General features: G+C 59.0%; 12 protein-coding genes and 1 pseudogene. 7 read left to right on the forward strand and 6 right to left on the reverse strand.

Going from position 1 to position 15,424, the window contains the following annotated elements; translation table 11 throughout:
• Window positions 1-36: 36 nt before the first annotated feature.
• The 4 genes from ACSQ36_RS36165 to imuA all read right to left on the reverse strand — a co-directional run bounded on the left by ACSQ36_RS36165 (window position 37) and on the right by imuA (window position 5,943).
• Window positions 37-510 (reverse strand): DUF2501 domain-containing protein, encoded by a 474-nt coding sequence (locus tag ACSQ36_RS36165; RefSeq protein ID WP_213768818.1) that lies wholly within the window; start codon window positions 508-510, stop codon window positions 37-39.
• A gap of 134 nt (window positions 511-644) precedes the next feature.
• Window positions 645-3,806, reverse strand: a complete 3,162-nt coding sequence (locus tag ACSQ36_RS36170) for an error-prone DNA polymerase (RefSeq protein ID WP_436185795.1) — start codon at window positions 3,804-3,806, stop codon at window positions 645-647.
• A 6-nt stretch (window positions 3,807-3,812) separates the two neighbouring features.
• A complete protein-coding gene (locus ACSQ36_RS36175; RefSeq protein WP_436185796.1) occupies window positions 3,813-5,306 on the reverse strand; it encodes a DNA polymerase Y family protein in 1,494 nt (497 codons plus the stop codon).
• The gene (gene imuA, locus ACSQ36_RS36180; protein ID WP_213768820.1) at window positions 5,236-5,943 is read right to left on the reverse strand and encodes a translesion DNA synthesis-associated protein ImuA; all 708 of its coding nucleotides are present in this window, start codon (window positions 5,941-5,943) and stop codon (window positions 5,236-5,238) included. The genes ACSQ36_RS36175 and imuA overlap by 71 nt, the downstream gene beginning before the upstream one ends.
• A gap of 140 nt (window positions 5,944-6,083) precedes the next feature.
• Here imuA and ACSQ36_RS36185 point away from each other — a divergent pair, with 140 nt between their 5' ends.
• The 5 genes and pseudogenes from ACSQ36_RS36185 to ACSQ36_RS36205 form a co-directional block, all read left to right on the forward strand.
• Window positions 6,084-7,004, forward strand: a complete 921-nt coding sequence (locus ACSQ36_RS36185) for a DUF72 domain-containing protein (RefSeq protein ID WP_436185797.1) — start codon at window positions 6,084-6,086, stop codon at window positions 7,002-7,004.
• A 622-nt stretch (window positions 7,005-7,626) separates the two neighbouring features.
• The gene (gene tnpC / locus ACSQ36_RS36190; protein WP_436181325.1) at window positions 7,627-9,039 is read left to right on the forward strand and encodes an IS66 family transposase; all 1,413 of its coding nucleotides are present in this window, start codon (window positions 7,627-7,629) and stop codon (window positions 9,037-9,039) included.
• 152 nt (window positions 9,040-9,191) lie between these two features.
• Entirely contained in the window at window positions 9,192-9,542 is a 351-nt protein-coding gene (locus ACSQ36_RS36195; RefSeq protein WP_213768822.1) for a DUF4148 domain-containing protein, read from the forward strand.
• 82 nt (window positions 9,543-9,624) lie between these two features.
• Window positions 9,625-9,840, forward strand: a complete 216-nt coding sequence (locus ACSQ36_RS36200; RefSeq protein WP_436185798.1) for a hypothetical protein — start codon at window positions 9,625-9,627, stop codon at window positions 9,838-9,840.
• Window positions 9,747-9,935, forward strand: a pseudogene (locus ACSQ36_RS36205) (ATP-binding protein); the annotation flags it as partial. The gene ACSQ36_RS36200 and the pseudogene ACSQ36_RS36205, both read left to right, overlap by 94 nt.
• Window positions 9,936-10,103: 168 nt before the next feature.
• On the opposite strand, the gene ACSQ36_RS36210 reads toward ACSQ36_RS36205, so the two are convergent.
• Window positions 10,104-10,844 (reverse strand): SDR family NAD(P)-dependent oxidoreductase, encoded by a 741-nt coding sequence (locus tag ACSQ36_RS36210; protein ID WP_436185799.1) that lies wholly within the window; start codon window positions 10,842-10,844, stop codon window positions 10,104-10,106.
• A gap of 102 nt (window positions 10,845-10,946) precedes the next feature.
• On the opposite strand from ACSQ36_RS36210, the gene ACSQ36_RS36215 reads away from it, so the two are divergent.
• Window positions 10,947-11,846, forward strand: a complete 900-nt coding sequence (locus ACSQ36_RS36215; protein ID WP_436185800.1) for a LysR family transcriptional regulator — start codon at window positions 10,947-10,949, stop codon at window positions 11,844-11,846.
• Window positions 11,847-11,868: 22 nt separating this feature from the next.
• Here the strand turns inward: ACSQ36_RS36215 and ACSQ36_RS36220 are convergent, their stop codons facing one another.
• Window positions 11,869-12,783, reverse strand: a complete 915-nt coding sequence (locus tag ACSQ36_RS36220) for a LysR family transcriptional regulator (RefSeq protein ID WP_213768824.1) — start codon at window positions 12,781-12,783, stop codon at window positions 11,869-11,871.
• A 104-nt stretch (window positions 12,784-12,887) separates the two neighbouring features.
• On the opposite strand from ACSQ36_RS36220, the gene metE reads away from it, so the two are divergent.
• Window positions 12,888-15,167 (forward strand): 5-methyltetrahydropteroyltriglutamate--homocysteine S-methyltransferase, encoded by a 2,280-nt coding sequence (gene metE, locus ACSQ36_RS36225; protein ID WP_436185801.1) that lies wholly within the window; start codon window positions 12,888-12,890, stop codon window positions 15,165-15,167.
• The last annotated feature ends 257 nt before the right edge of the window (window positions 15,168-15,424 follow it).

Genomic DNA, 15,424 nt, shown 5'->3' on the forward strand with positions numbered 1-15,424 from the left:
CGAACCAAAACTAAAAACTAAAAAACAAACCAACTATCACCCGCCCACCAACGACTTCCCTTGCGAAAGAATCTTGTCGCAAACCTGCTTCGTAACCTGCTGCTTCAACCCACCCCCACTCAGATCAACCGACTTCCCATCACCACTTTTCAAAAGTCCCGCCGCCCCTGCGGTATACCCACTATCCGACGACGCAGCCGACGTCCCGCCCAGCTTGCTCATCAGCGAGTCTTTAACCGACGACGCTCCATTCCCACTCAGATAGTTGTTCTTGATACAAAACTGCAGCACACCCGCAACATTGCTGGTACTACCCGATGTCAGCGATGACCCGGTCAACCCGCTGGTCATACCGCTCATGCTCCCCAGGCTGCTGAGCCCGCTGGACGATGACGCATCGGATCCGCCTCCCTTCAACAAATTGCCAAGCTGTGCATGAGCGGCTGAAATAGGTAACAACATTGCAATTGCAATGCCTGCAACGGTGCTGCGATACATGCGGACTTTCATACTCAGACTCCTTCGGTGACTAAAACCAGCCTCTAATATAGTGCGTTTCAAGCAAGACGTTGAATAAGAACGCCCCCGGCTTGAGATAAAACAATTTAGATGGAGTGCTGATGATAAAAGAAGATCAGAAAAAATCAATGAAAGTCCCGGCTCACGCTCGTCAGCCCACCCAGTAGATACGACATATCCACCAGCCGTTGCGCGACGAGATGTCGAACCTCGCCCTCGCATTGCCACGTACCGTACACGGCGAGCAACGTTGAACCGAGCGCCTCGCGGCGCTGCTTCTCCAGCAGACTGGGCCACACGATCACGTTAACATTACCCGTCTCATCTTCGATCGTAACGAACATCACGCCCTTCGCCGTTCCAGGCCGTTGGCGCACGGTCACGAGTCCGCACCCGCGCGCTAATCGCCCGTTCCTGTAACTACGCAACGTAGCCGCCGACATCAACCGATGCTCAAGCAACGCCGGCCGCAGCAGTTCAAGCGGATGACGTCCGAGAGACAGCCCCGTAGCCTTGTAGTCGCTGATAATATCGTCGGCCTCAGAAGGTGCGCCGAGCAGCGGCGTGACATCTTCCACGCGTGCATCGTTGAGCAGGTCCTTGTCGGGCACTGCGGCCACGGATTGCCATAACGCTTCCCGTCGATTACCCGCGAGCGAAGTCAACGCATTGGCGGCAGCCAGCGCCTGCAGATCATGCCGGTCAAGTTGTGCCCGTTGCGCGAGGTCTCCCACGTTTTCGAACTGACGCAAACAACGGGCAGTTCCAATACGCTCAGCCGCACCATCCCGCATCCCGCGAAGCAGCGATAACCCCAGCCGCACCGCAGGCCTGCTGTCATCGCCCCGATGTTCATCCGGATATTCAAGCACCGAATCCCAGCCGCTCACCGTCACGTCAGCGGGAAACACGGCTACGCCATGGCGCTTCGCGTCCTGCACGAGTTGCGAAGGGGAGTAGAAACCCATCGGTTGCGAATTCAGCATGGCCGCAAGAAACGCCGCCGGTTCATGACGTTTCAACCAACTGCTGATATACACAAGCAGCGCGAAACTCGCCGCATGGCTTTCAGGAAAACCATATTCACCGAAGCCCTTGATCTGCTCGAATATGGCGTCTGCAAAGTCCTTTTTATAACCGTTCCTGGTCATGCCACTCACAATGCGATCGTAGTATTTCTCCAGTCCGCCCTTGCGTTTCCAGGCGGCCATCGCGCGGCGCAATTCATCGGCTTCACCGGCAGTGAAATCGGCGGCGATCATTGCGATCTGCATGACCTGTTCCTGAAAAATTGGCACCCCCAAGGTTCTGTCGAGCGCGACTTTCAGATCGTCGTTTGGAAAACTCACCGGCTCCAAACCCTGACGCCGCCGCAAATACGGATGCACTGCGCCGCCTTGAATCGGACCGGGCCGCACGATCGCGACTTCGATCACCAGATCGTAAAACTTCTTCGGCCGCAGTCGCGGCAACATCGACATCTGCGCACGCGATTCAATCTGGAACACGCCGATCGTGTCCGCCTGCGAGATCATCTCGTAGGTGGCTTCATCGTCACGCGGAATGTCCTGCATCTCGAAGCGCTCGCCGTACTTCTCCGACACCATATCGAGCGTGCGTCGAATGGCCGAGAGCATGCCGAGCGCGAGCACATCGACTTTTAAAAGCCCCAGCGCTTCCAGATCGTCCTTGTCCCACTGGATCACGCTGCGATCCGGCATAGCCGCATTTTCGACAGGAACCAGCCGCGTGAGTTTCTCCCGGCTGATCACAAAACCACCCGAATGCTGCGACAGGTGCCTCGGAAAATTCAGCAATTGCGCGGCCAGCGACGCCCACGACTGAATCAACGCATTCTCCGGATCAAGCCCGGATTCGGTGAAGCGTTGCAGCAGGTCATGACCGTTATCGAACCACTGATGCGACTTCGCGACGCGATCCACAATCTGCGGATCGACCCCCAGCGCCTTGCCCGTTTCACGCAATGCACCACGCGGCCGATACGTCGACACCGCCGCCGCAATCGCCGTGCGATCACGCCCATATTTACGATAGATGTACTGGATCACTTCCTCGCGCCGCTGATGCTCGAAGTCGACATCGATATCCGGCGGCTCACCGCGCTCTTTGCTGATAAATCGCTCAAACAGCATGTTGCTGCTCGCCGGGTCTACTTCAGTAACACCGAGGCAATAACACACGGCAGAGTTGGCGGCGGAACCGCGTCCCTGGCAAAGGATGTTTTCGCGGCGGGCAAAACGAACGAGGTCATAGACCGTGAGAAAGTACGCCTCGTATTTCATATGCTCGATCAACTCGAGTTCATGTTCTATCTGAGCCTGCACCTTGTGCTCAATGCCGAGCGGAAAACGCCGATGCGCGCCAACATAGGTTTCCTGCCGCAAATAAGCAGCGTGGGTATATCCCGCCGGCACGATTTCGTCCGGATACTCGTAGTGCAATTCATCGAGTGAAAACGTGCAGCGTGTGAGCACATTGAGCGTTTCGCCAAGCGTGTATTCCGGATAGAGATTCGCGAGCCGCAACCTGGAGCGCAGATGTTGTTCGGCGTTCGGAGCGAGATCGTAACCACATTCCGACACCGGCTTGCCGATACGAATCGCCGTCATGGTGTCCTGCAGCGGCTTGCGCGAACGCAAGTGCATCACCACGTTGCCGGTCGCCACCACGGGCACTTTGTGAAACGCGGCCACATGCTCGACGGTCCCCCGATGTATGTCATCGAGCGCGCGCTGGTGCAGCGTCAACCCAACCCACGCGCGTTGAGGAAACGTGGTGTCGAGCCATTCGATCTGGGCATCGAGCGCAGCCTGTTTTGCGGGGAAATCGGGTACGAGGATCGCGAGGCAATCCGGCATGCCACGCAGATGGGCGAATTCTTTATCGGGTCGTGCCAGATCATTCGGCGTGAGCAGGTACGCGCCTTTTTTCGACCGCATGCGGGCAATGGTGATGAGCTCCGACAGATTGCCGTATCCATTGCGGTTCGTTGCCAGCAAAATGAGTCCGAAGGCCGGCGAAAGATCCGCATTGACAAGCTTGAAATACGAGCCGATCACAAGCGGAAAATTCAGCTTCTTCGCCTCCACATGCGCGCGTACGACACCCGCGAGCGAGCATTCATCGGTGATTGCCAGACCGGCATAACTCAGTTGCGCCGCCCGCGCGACCAGCTCCTCTCCACGCGATGCCCCATGAAGAAACGTGAAGTTGGAAAACGCGAAAAGCTCCGCATACGCGGGCAGCATGGAGAAGGTCGTATCCACGATGCATCATCCAAACAGACCGTGGAGAAACCAGCGCGGATCTTCGGCTTCCGCACTCCCGGGCCGCTCGCGATAGATCCAGTAGCAACTTTGATCGCTGGCTTGCGCGACGAAATAATCACGGCTTGTCAAACCGCCGTCGAACCATCCCGCCTCGATGCGCTCAGCCGGCGACACCAGTTTCAGCGACGACCCATAGAACGGCCGATGGCTTTTCATCATCAGTTGCAGCGGCTTTTCAAGCAGCCACGTCGGGCGCGGCAGATCGGACGGCACGGCTTCAAGCTTTTGAGGATGGGTGGTGTCGGTGACGGAGATCCATCGGTTCGCCTGTTCAGGCCGGTAATCCGATGAAGGCGCCGCGCGCAGCACATTCTCGGCGCCCAGCCGCGCCACCAGCAATTCCAGCAAGCGGTTGTGGTCTTCAGGCGAACCGCCGGGTTCGGGAAAAAGCGTCTCGGTAGGCGGTTCGGCAGGCTGTATTTTTGCGGCGCTCAGACGCATGGCGATAACCGGCGCCACGAGTTCCGTGCGGCCAAGCCGCTCCTTGAACAAGCGCAGCAGATGTTCTTCGTGCCAGGTGGGTTCGGCGAGAGCGATCTGGATAACGGTGGGGTCGATGGCATCGCGGCCGCGCTCGTGTTCCAGCGTGAGCGTGGCGTACGTGAGCGCCAGTTGCTGCGCGCTCAGCCAGCCGCACAGTTGCACGATCAGCCGGCGCGCTGAAAACAACATGGCTTCCGCATGTTCTATACGATCGGGCAACTCGATGCGCGCGCTGAAAGCGGGCGGCACGGCCAGCCATTCATGGAGCTCGGGCGCGAGTCCATACGCGCGATCGAGCGAGTCCAGCAGCGCGACGCCACAGCGTTTTTTCAGACCCGCACGCGGCAGGCGCCGAATGTCGTTCAGCGTCTTGCAACCCAGCCCGTTGAACCAGTCCGTGAAAGCCCGCACTTCCGGCGCGGCCTGGAACGGCAGCGTCCCGAGCTTGCGTTCGAGCGAAGCCATTTTCAGCACGCGCCGCTTGCCGAGGTGAGCGTTCCGGGCGCTTTTGGCCAGCAGCCACGCGCCCTGGCCGGTCGGCGCTGTGCTCAGGCGCGCCGTGACGCCGATGGCATCGACAATGTTCCGCATCTGTTGACACAGCCGCACGACGCCGCCGAAGAGCCGCAAGCTCGCCGTCACGTCGATAACAATGGTTTCCTCATCGCAGAGCGCGACCATGGGTGAGAATTTCATCAGCGAAAAAGCTACCTCGCACATCAAGTCGTTTTCTCGGCTCAGCTCGCGCTCGAACATGAGGGTGTCGGGCGAGAGCGTGAGGACGCCGCCGCGTTTCATGCCTACGCATACGCCGACCTCGCGGGCGCCCGGGTCTGCTATAAAAACCGTGTCGCGGTCGAGGACGACGCAGCCATGTTCAGGCCTACGCGACCAGCGTGGACGGAACACTTCCAGCGACAACCGGGGTAGATGTATGCCGACGTACACGGGCATGGGGACTCAGCAGGACAGGAGAGGGTTGCAGGGTGACGGACAGTCTTTCGGCACGGATCGGGCCTTTGCGTTTGATGATGTCGACAGCAATACCGTCGCCGGCCGGCCGCACGCACAGCCTCAACGTGGCCGGTGACGAGTCCGCCGCACTCGCGAGCGGGCGCACCATCAGGAACAGCGTTTCAGAGGATTGCGCGGCCATGTGCAGGCGCCGCAGCGATTCCGTGCGCGCGTATTGCTGCCAGAAGACAAGCGCGCCGCAACTGCCCGTCTTGAGAATTTGCTCGGCTGACCACAATGCGTCAGCCAGTTTCGATGCACGCACCTGGAGCAGTTTGTCGAGCGGCACACCCAGATACGCAAAAGCGAGAGAATTTGGACTATGAGGCGGTTGCACAAAAGCGATAGGGCGGCGGCTCACGGCGGCGAGCGCCGGGCGTAACAGCCTGACTTCGCCCACGCCCGGCTGCTGCACCAGCAACTCGATCAGCGTTCCCAGGGGCCAGCCGCCACCCGGCAGTTCGGCCGACAGCACGGCATAACCCGTGTCGACGGTCTGCCCCTGAGCGCGCGCGAGCTGCGACCCGCGCCACAAGGCGGGGTGGATGTCTTCGACGTTCTTGAGCAGGGCTGACATGGTAAATTTAACTGTATGGATGTACAGTACTCTACCTTGAATTTGATCGAGCCTGAACTGCCCCTTTTAAACATGGGGAGGAAAAACGGGGGAGAAATTATGTCGACTGAACGTAGTGGAAATGGTAGGGAGAATGCGCGGTGACCGTCCTGGTCGGCACAGCGTCGTGGACGGACCCCACGCTGATCAAGTGCAAGCGTTTTTATCCGCCCGGCTGTTCGAGCGCGGAGGCCCGGTTGCGTCATTACGCGTCCGTGTTCCCTTTGGTGGAGGTCGATTCCAGCTATTACGCCATGCCTGACGCTGCAAATTCAGTGTTGTGGACTGAGCGGACACCGCCCGGGTTTGTGTTCAACATCAAGGCGTTCCGCTTGTTCACGGGGCACCAGACCGCACGCGACATGTTTCCGCCAGACGTTCAGCCGCACCTGCCGCAAAACGGCAAGACGAGCCTGTATTACAAGGATTTGCCGGGCGAGTTGCAGCAGGAATTATGGTGCCGGTACTTTGAAGCTATCGAGCCGCTTCGTGCCGCCGGCAAGCTTGGCGCAGTGCATTTCCAGTTCGCGCCGTGGGTGATCTGCAATCCCCACGGCATCCGGCATGTCGAGCACTGCGCGGACGTCATGGGCGCAATGGACGGCTACACCATGGCGGTCGAGTTTCGCAACCAGACCTGGTTCGACGAAAAGCGCCGCGATTCCACGCTGGCCATGGAACGTGAGCGCGGACTGGTGAATGTGGTGGTGGATGAACCGCAGGGGTCGAGTAACAGCATCCCCGCCATTTGGGAAACAACGCATCCGCGGCTGGCGTTGATTCGTATGCATGGACGCAATCAGGACACGTGGAATGTCAAAGGTGCGGTTGCGTCGTCGTCGAGATTTCAATACGAGTACAACGATGATGAAATCGATTCAATCGCCAGCCAGGTTATCGAGATTTCAAAAGCGGTCGAACTGACGCATGTGGTTTTCAATACCAACTACGAGGACCAGGGACAGAGGAACGCGCTGAAGTTGGCCGGGGCTTTGGGTGTCGCGCATTCAGTCGACGGTTGACATCGTAATGACGATGGGAGTCAGGATAAAACGCCTGGCGCCAGCACGCCAAAGGTGATACCCGTCTCACGATGAAATCTTCTCGGATATGCCAAGCCTGACAGCCCACTTTGTCACGGCACAGGGTTGATCGGGCGCTTAAAAAATCGTTTCGCATATCTAATTTAATTTTTTTCAGCAATTGCGCAGGATTCGATGAGCGGTCGATAGGGCACGACCGCCTCGTCTCGCACTCCCCTCGCGATGGCTCGGGCACGGAATCGCCCCTCATCCCCTCTCCCCAAGTCTTTCTGCCTCCGGCCAAAGATAACAATTTGGTAATGCTGATGTCAGTCTCGCGCAAAGCTTGAAAGCCGATACTGATTGCAAGTCACCGAGATTGCACTGCGGCCAGATAGAAGTTGATGGCCATGCTACGTCGTATGTAAGCAAGAGCCAAAGCAGCCAGTCGTGGCTTACGAAGGTCTGTCAGCAACAACTTGAAGAAATTATTTGATCGATCGTGGAATAACAGCAATGCCGATGTGTTTGCCACTGCATGAACGCGGTAATTTAGATTTAACGTAACTAGTCAGCACTTGTAAACTGCTGCGAAGCTCGGCATGATTCGGAGATGACATTAGTGCCTAACCTTAAAAATCTAACGGACGAGCAGAAGGACGCACTCATCATTGAGTTGGTGAGACGTCTGAATGAGATTGAAGCGAAGCTGGAGAAGGACAGCCACAACTCAAGCAAGCCACCGTCCTCGGATGGCTTGAAGCGCAAACCCAAACCCAAGTCGCAGCGCACGGTGAGCGGAGCCGCGCCAGGCGCTCAGCCAGGTCATGAGGGCAAGACACTCAAACGCGTGGCGCAGCCAGATCACGTTGAGATTCATCGCGTGAGTCGGGTATGTGATAACTGCGGGAAAGAAATCATGCCCGATCGCATTTCAGTGCTGGCCGAAGAGCGCCAGGTCATCGATTTGCCGGTGATCCGGTTTGAGGTGACAGCCCATCGCGTGGAGCGGGCGCAATGCGGCTGCGGCCAATTACATCGGGCCGAGTTTCCCAAAGGCGTAAGCCAGGCGGTGCAGTACGGCAGCCAGATCCAGGCGGCGGCGGTCTATCTGACGCAATATCAGCAGTTGCCCCTGGAGCGTACCTCGCAGGCGTTGCGCGACCTGTTTGGCCTGAGCATGAGTTCGGGCACGGTGCAAAACTGCATCACGCAAGCGGCACGGATGTTGAGTCCGGCCGTTGAACTCATTGGGCAAGCGCTGCAAAGCGCGCCGGTCGTGCATTTCGATGAAACCGGCATGCGCGTGGGACGTACCCTGCACTGGCTGCACACGGCCTCGACCCAGGCGCTGACGTGGTATGGCTCGCACCGCACGCGTGGGCGCGAAGCACTGGACAGTTTCGGTATCCTACCCTCATTTACCGGGATCGCAGTGCACGATGGCTGGGTGCCTTACTCCTACTATGAGTGCGAGCATGCGTTATGCAATGCGCATCATCTGCGCGAGTTGATCGGGGTGTGGGAGTCGACCCAGCAGCCCTGGGCCGAACACATGCTCAAGCTGCTGCGCCAGGCCAAGCGCGAGGTCGATGACAGCATTGCCTGCGGCCGTACGGGCTTGAGCCGCACGCGCACCAACTACTATCGGCGACGCAGCCGCGCCCTGATCAGAGAAGGCCGCAAGCTCAACCCGCAGCAAGCGCGCGACCCCACGCGTGAAGATGTGCGCGGCAGAATCAAACAAAGCGAAGCCTACAATCTGCTGGGGCGCCTGGAGCGTCATACCGCGCAAGTGTGGCGTTTCGTGGCCGACCATCGCGTGCCGTTCGACAATAACCAGGCCGAACGCGATATCCGCATGCCCAAGCTCAAACAAAAAGTCTCGGGATGCTTCCGCACAGCGAGCGGACTTCAGGCGTTTTGCACCATCCGATCGTATCTGGCTACCCTGCGCAAACAACGCCGCCCACTCATGGCCGCGCTCGCTCTTAGCTTCGCTGGCCACGTCCCTTCGCCTTTAGCGGCTGACTAGTTACGATTTAACCAAGAAAGGAAACCGAAACGAAGATCGGCCATTTAATAGCAGTTTCAAGGCTTGTCATCGCACTCCGGCAACTACAGCGTCATCCGTTTCAGGGCAAGGTTGCCCGTTAATCAATCACACTCATTGAAGGAATATCTATCATGAAAAAAGCACTTATCTGCCTTGCTCTCGCCGCTGGTGCCTTGGCCGCTCCGGTTCTCAGCTTTGCACAATCGAATGCTCCCGTGACACGCGCTGAAGTCCGCGCAGACCTGGTGCGTGTTGAACAGGCGGGCTACAACCCGGCGCGCGGTGGCGACGTCGACTACCCGGCCGACATCCAGGCTGCTGAAGCGAAGATCGCCGCTCAGAACGGCCAGCAACAGGCGACGCAAGCCTATGGCGGCGTGGCGGAGAACGGCACTTCGTCGTCAAGCGCCCCGATGCACACGGCCACGCGCTCGACCTGCGTTGGTCCGGTCAGCTTCTGCAACATCTACGCAGGCGGCTAAGTGGCGCGGTTCAGGCCCTGTGCTGTCGCGGTCATTTCCATTGCCTTGCACAGGACCTGAGTTGCCATGTGGACTATCAAGCTTGGCTGGGTATCGTCGCCGCCTGACGCAGCGTCAGGCGCGGCTGGAAAGTCAGGTGATGGGCAACGAGGCGTTGTCGGCGGAAGTGATCGATTCATCCGGTCGTGTTTTGCTGGAACATAACTTGTACGCGTTTTCGATCGGTTTTATCGTGCTGATCCATCGAGGACGAGCGGTGCGTCGGCGAGCGGATCGACCGGGCTGGGACTGGCGATAGTGCGGACGATCATGGAACTGCATGGCGGCAAGGTACATGCGAAAAGTGAGCCGCAGGGAACACGGTTCGTCCTGACTTTCCCGTTGGTCAAATGAATCCTCTGCTTTGGCCGGAATGGACGCTTGGCAGTACCCCACCACGCTTAAGGAATATGGCCGTCCCTGAAGCTTTGATACTGTACGGGCTTCATTTCCGTTGCCGTCCCTCAGCCGCAATCTGCAACACGCCGTGTACAAATAATCTCTTGTGCAGCAGGAAACGCATCAAAATACCATTCCGCCCGCGACATCGATCGTGCATCCGGTGACCCAGCCGGCGTCGTCCGAAACAGCGAAGGCGACGGCTGCGGCAATGTCGCTGGGCTGACCAACGCGCGCGAGCGGCGTCTTGGCGATAAAGAACTCAGCCATCCCTTTCGCAGATTCCGCATTCCCTTCGGTGGCGACGAAACCCGGCGCAATGCCGACCACGCGAATCTTGCGAGGGCCAAGCTCCATCCCCAGCGTACGCGTCAGGGTGTCCACCGCGCCCTTGGTGGCGCAGTAGACGTGAACCATCGGATAGGGGCTGTGCGCCAGACCCGAACTGATGTTGACGATCACGCCACCCGCCGGCAACACGCGGGATGCTGCCTGCGTGGTAAGAAGCAGGCCGCGTACGTTGAGGTGGAAGTGCTCGTCGAAACTCTCGGCCGTCAGCGTTTCCAGAGAGTCCATTTTGTAGACCCCCGCGTTGTTGATCAGGATATCGAGCTTGCCGAACGTATCGAGGGCAGCATCGATGAGCGGCTGGATCTCAGCCGGTTTGGAAATATCGGCTTTGACCGCGATGGCCTTGCCTCCCGCCGTAACGATTCTCTTGACGACGACATCTGCGTCTTCCGCACTGCGCGAGTAGTTCACGACCACGTGAGCGCCGTCGGCGGCGAGGCGTTCAGCGATACCCGCTCCAATGCCTTTGGATGAACCGGTGACAATAGCGACTTTGCCGGAAAGCTTGCTCATGAATGGGGTGCTCCTATGAGGATTGAGCGCCCATGATAGGCTGCCGATTGGTAAGGATTAAGGGGGGTAATCAATATGCAGCATGAAGCGCTGCTTCATAATATGGCGACGCTGCCAGACCTGCTGCCGGGTATTGCCGCCTTTGCTCGCGTGGCGCACCATGCCAGTTTTACGCGCGCCGCGGCCGAGCTGGGTGTGTCGCCGTCAGCCTTGTCGCAAACCATGCGCGCGCTGGAAGGGCGCCTCGGTGTGCGCTTGCTCGACCGTTCGACGCGCCGGGTCGGGTTGACTGAAATCGGACAGCGTTTCCTGCAGGATGCACAACCGGCGCTTGCCGCGCTCGCGACCGCCGTCGACGGGGTCAACGAATTACGTGACAAGCCTGCCGGCCTGCTGCGCCTCAACCTCTCGCGCACGGCGGCGGACATTCTGGTGATGCCTCATCTGGTCGACTTCCTGGAGGCCTATCCCGACATCACCGTGGAAATGCATTGCGACAACGCGCTCGTGGATCTCGTCGGCGGGGGCTTCGACGCCGGCATTCGCCTTGGCGAGAACCTGGCGCAGGACGTGGTAGCCGTGCCGTTCGGCGGCCGGCATCGTATTGCGACTCTCGCGGCGCCACGCTATCTGGCAGGACGCCCGCTGCCGCGCAAGCCCGAGGACTTGCGCGCGCACAGGTGTATCAATGTTCGTCTCGCGGGCAGTATTTATCGCTGGGAATATACGCACAAGGGCCGTGACTTCGACATTGAGGTGCCTGGGCCGCTGGTGACCAACGACGGCGATATCATCCTCGCGGCTGTCCGGGCTGGCGCCGGCATTGGCTGCGCGTTCGAAGTCCAGGTGCACGACGACATTCAGGCCGGGCGCCTGATTGCGCTGCTGAAGCCGTGGTGGCCCACGTTCCCCGGATTTTATCTCTACTACCCCAGCCGTGTCCACGTTCCCCGCAAGCTGCGCGCGTTCGTGGATTTCATGCAGGATCGATTGAATCGATAAGGGCTGGAAGAGCTTAGGATGCCTATGCGTGTTCCGTTTCCACCGTTACATTCCAGTCGGACCCACGCGCAAGCTCAACAAAGGCGCTCAGATAATCGATCGTCGTATCCGTTTCACGGACGCCCAGGAAGATCTGCTTGGCGATGCCTTTTTTGCCCAGCCGGACCGCATTCACCGCGACCTTGTCCGCATACTCTTCAACCAGCCAGCGCGGTAACGCGGCCACGCCCCGACCGCTTGCGACCATTTGCAACATGATGTCGGTGGTTTCTATGACCTTGTGCCGCTTCGGCATGACGTTCGCCGGCATGAGGAACTGGTTATAGATATCCAGCCGATCGATCTCGACCGGATACGTGATCAGGACCTCTTCGGCGAGTTCATCGGGCAGGATGAAAGGTGCTTGCGCCAGCCGATGCTGCCGCCCCACCACCAGTACCTGCTCATAGTCGAACACCGGTTCGAAGCGCAAGCCGGGTTTTCGCAACGGATCCGGCGTGACCAATATGTCGATGTCATAGCCGAACAACGCGCCTATGCCGCCAAACTGGAATTTCTGTTTGACGTCGACATCCACGTCGGGCCAGCGTGCGAGGTAGGGCGACACCACCTTGAGCAGCCACTGGTAGCAAGGATGGCATTCCATGCCAATGCGCAGCGTCCCACGCTGTCCCAGCGCGAATTGCCTCATGCGTTCTTCCGCATGTTCCATCTGCGGCAGCACGCGGTTCGCGAGCGCCAGCAGATACTGCCCCGCCTGCGTCAGGCGCAGGTTGCGACCGTCGCGGCTCCATACGGCGGTCCCAAGCTGCTGCTCCATCTTCTTGACGGTATGGCTAAGCGCGGACTGCGTCAGGCACAGCACGTTCGCGGCCGCTGTCAGCGAGCCGTGACGGTCGACTTCCCGAATAATGGCCAGATGAGTTCGTTCGAGCATGTGTCGTCCATGAAAGGAACTAATCGATCAATGAGAAAAGACCATTATATTTCATAGACCACGCAACCTATGATCGAGCCGTTCATTTCAGGAGCGGCACATCAATGGTCACGACGCACAATTTGGGTTTCCCCCGTATCGGCGCAAAACGCGAACTGAAATTCGCGCAGGAAGGTTATTGGAAAGGGCAGTCGTCACGCGACGAACTGACCGGGTTGGGCGCACAACTGCGCCAGCGGCACTGGGAAAACCAGGCCGGCCTTGACCATGTGCCCGTCGGCGATTTCTCGTTCTACGATCAGGTGCTCGACACGAGCTTCACGCTGGGCAACATCCCGGAACGGGTTCGCGGTTTTGACGGCGACCCGCTGGACAATTACTTCCGCGTCGCGCGTGGCCGCTCCGCGCATGACTCGGCTTGCAGCTGCGGCGTGCAGGCTGGCGAGATGACCAAATGGTTCGATACGAACTATCACTACATCGTGCCGGAATTCAGCGCATCGACCGAATTTGCACTCGATGCATCGCGCTTGCTCGATCAGTTGGCACAGGCTCGCAAGCTCGGCGTGAAAGCCAAGCCGGTCATCATTGGCCCGGTGACGTATCTTTGGCTTGGCAAGGCCAAGGACGACTCGGACAAGCTCGCGTTGCTGCCGCGCCTGTTGCCGGTGTATGCAGCGTTGCTTGAACAACTGGCGGCGCAAGGCGTTGAATGGGTGCAGATCGATGAGCCAGCCCTGGTCACTGAGCTCGATGCAACGTGGCAGCATGCATTCGTCACGGCCTACGACGCGTTGAAGGGTTCGAAGGCCAAGCTGCTGCTGACCACTTACTTCGGACAATTGCAGGATAACTTATCAATCGCGTGCAAGCTGCCGGTTCAGGGTCTGCATATCGATGCGATCAACGCGCGTGCCGAGGTTGCGCAAGTGCTCGCGCAGCTGTCTGCGGACAAGGTGCTGTCCCTTGGTGTCATCAATGGCCGGAACATCTGGAAAAGCGACCTGAGCGCCGTGCTGGACTGGCTGGAACCTATTCATCAGACATTGCAGAACCGCTTGTGGATTGCACCGTCGTGCTCGCTGTTGCATGTGCCGGTCGATCTGGCCAGCGAGCAAAAGCTCGATAAGGAAATTCAGTCCTGGCTCGCTTTCGCATTGCAGAAGCTCGATGAACTGAAGGTGCTGGCTCACGCGCTAAACGACGGCCGCCAGTCGGTGCAGGCGGCGCTCGCTGAGAACGGCGCCGCAATTCAAAACCGCCGTTCGTCGCCGCGCGTGCACAACCCGGCGGTCAAGGCAGCGGTTGCGAAAATCGATGCAGCACTTGGCCGTCGCTCAAGCGCTTACCCGCAACGCGCCACGAAGCAGTCGGCCTTGTTGAAGCTGCCGGCGTATCCGACAACGACTATCGGCTCGTTCCCGCAGACCGCCGAGATTCGTCAGGCTCGCAGCCAGTTCAAGACTGGCGAGCTGGACGATGCCGGCTACAAGGCCGTCATGCACCGCGAGATCACGCGCAGCGTGCGCGAACAGGAAGCACTAGGTCTTGACGTACTCGTGCACGGCGAAGCCGAGCGCAACGACATGGTCGAGTACTTCGGTGAACAGCTCGACGGCTACGCGTTCAGCCGGTTTGGTTGGGTACAGTCCTACGGTTCGCGCTGCGTGAAGCCGCCTATCCTGTTCGGCGACATCAGCCGTCCGAAGGCGATGACCGTGGAGTGGATCAAGTACGCACAATCGCAAACCGCCAAGCCGATGAAGGGCATGTTGACCGGCCCGGTCACCATCCTGAACTGGTCGTTCGTCCGCGATGACCAGCCGCGTTCGGTGTCGTGCCATCAGTTGGCGTTGGCTATCCGTGAGGAAGTGCTGGACCTGGAAAAAGCCGGCGTGCGTGTGATTCAGATCGACGAGGCGGCACTGCGTGAAGGTTTGCCGTTGCGCAAGTCGCAGTGGAACGAATACCTGCAGTGGGCCGTTGAATCGTTCCGTATCACGGCGAATGGCGTGCAGGACGAAACGCAGATCCACACGCATATGTGCTATTCGGAGTTCAACGACATCATTGCGTCGATCGCCGATATGGACGCCGACGTGATCACGATCGAGACGTCGCGTTCGGACATGGAGCTGCTGGATGCCTTCGATAACTTCAACTACCCGAACGAGATCGGCCCGGGCGTGTACGACATCCACTCGCCGAATATCCCGAGCCAGGAGCACATTGTGCAGTTGATGCGCAAAGCGGCTGAGCGTATTCCGGCGGAGCGTTTGTGGGTCAATCCGGATTGCGGCTTGAAGACGCGTCAGTGGGATGAGGTTATCCCCGCGCTCAAGAACATGGTCGCTGCGGCAAAGACGTTGCGCGCGGGCGTGTGAGTTTGATTTAGCGACAGGCACGAATGCGAACAGACGGCCGCCTTCGGGCGGCCGTCTGTTCTTTGGGCGGCGCACTGGCATCGGCTAAGAATGTGGCTGGCCGGGCTCGCTACTGGTGCGAACTCGCCCAATTTCCGCTCGTTCGGCGCCACTTTAGGGCGTTCCGCCGCCGCAGGACACGCTGCCAATTTTCCTTTAAAACCTCTCCGAAGCCCATCAACAAAGACCTTCCCACCATTGGCACAACTCTTGTATAT

This window comes from Caballeronia sp. LjRoot34, from assembly GCF_964253815.1.
In the GTDB taxonomy this organism is placed as follows: Bacteria; Pseudomonadota; Gammaproteobacteria; order Burkholderiales; family Burkholderiaceae; genus Caballeronia.

What these genes read in the sequence shown, in the direction of transcription:
- metE (WP_436185801.1), top strand. Translation starts at nt 12,888, where the DNA reads ATGGTCACGACGCACAATTTGGGTTTCCCCCGTATCGGCGCAAAACGC.
- ACSQ36_RS36220 (WP_213768824.1), bottom strand. Translation starts at nt 12,783, where the DNA reads ATGCTCGAACGAACTCATCTGGCCATTATTCGGGAAGTCGACCGTCAC.
- ACSQ36_RS36210 (WP_436185799.1), bottom strand. Translation starts at nt 10,844, where the DNA reads ATGAGCAAGCTTTCCGGCAAAGTCGCTATTGTCACCGGTTCATCCAAA.
- ACSQ36_RS36215 (WP_436185800.1), top strand. Translation starts at nt 10,947, where the DNA reads ATGGCGACGCTGCCAGACCTGCTGCCGGGTATTGCCGCCTTTGCTCGC.
- ACSQ36_RS36165 (WP_213768818.1), bottom strand. Translation starts at nt 510, where the DNA reads ATGAAAGTCCGCATGTATCGCAGCACCGTTGCAGGCATTGCAATTGCA.
- ACSQ36_RS36175 (WP_436185796.1), bottom strand. Translation starts at nt 5,306, where the DNA reads ATGCCCGTGTACGTCGGCATACATCTACCCCGGTTGTCGCTGGAAGTG.
- ACSQ36_RS36195 (WP_213768822.1), top strand. Translation starts at nt 9,192, where the DNA reads ATGAAAAAAGCACTTATCTGCCTTGCTCTCGCCGCTGGTGCCTTGGCC.
- imuA (WP_213768820.1), bottom strand. Translation starts at nt 5,943, where the DNA reads ATGTCAGCCCTGCTCAAGAACGTCGAAGACATCCACCCCGCCTTGTGG.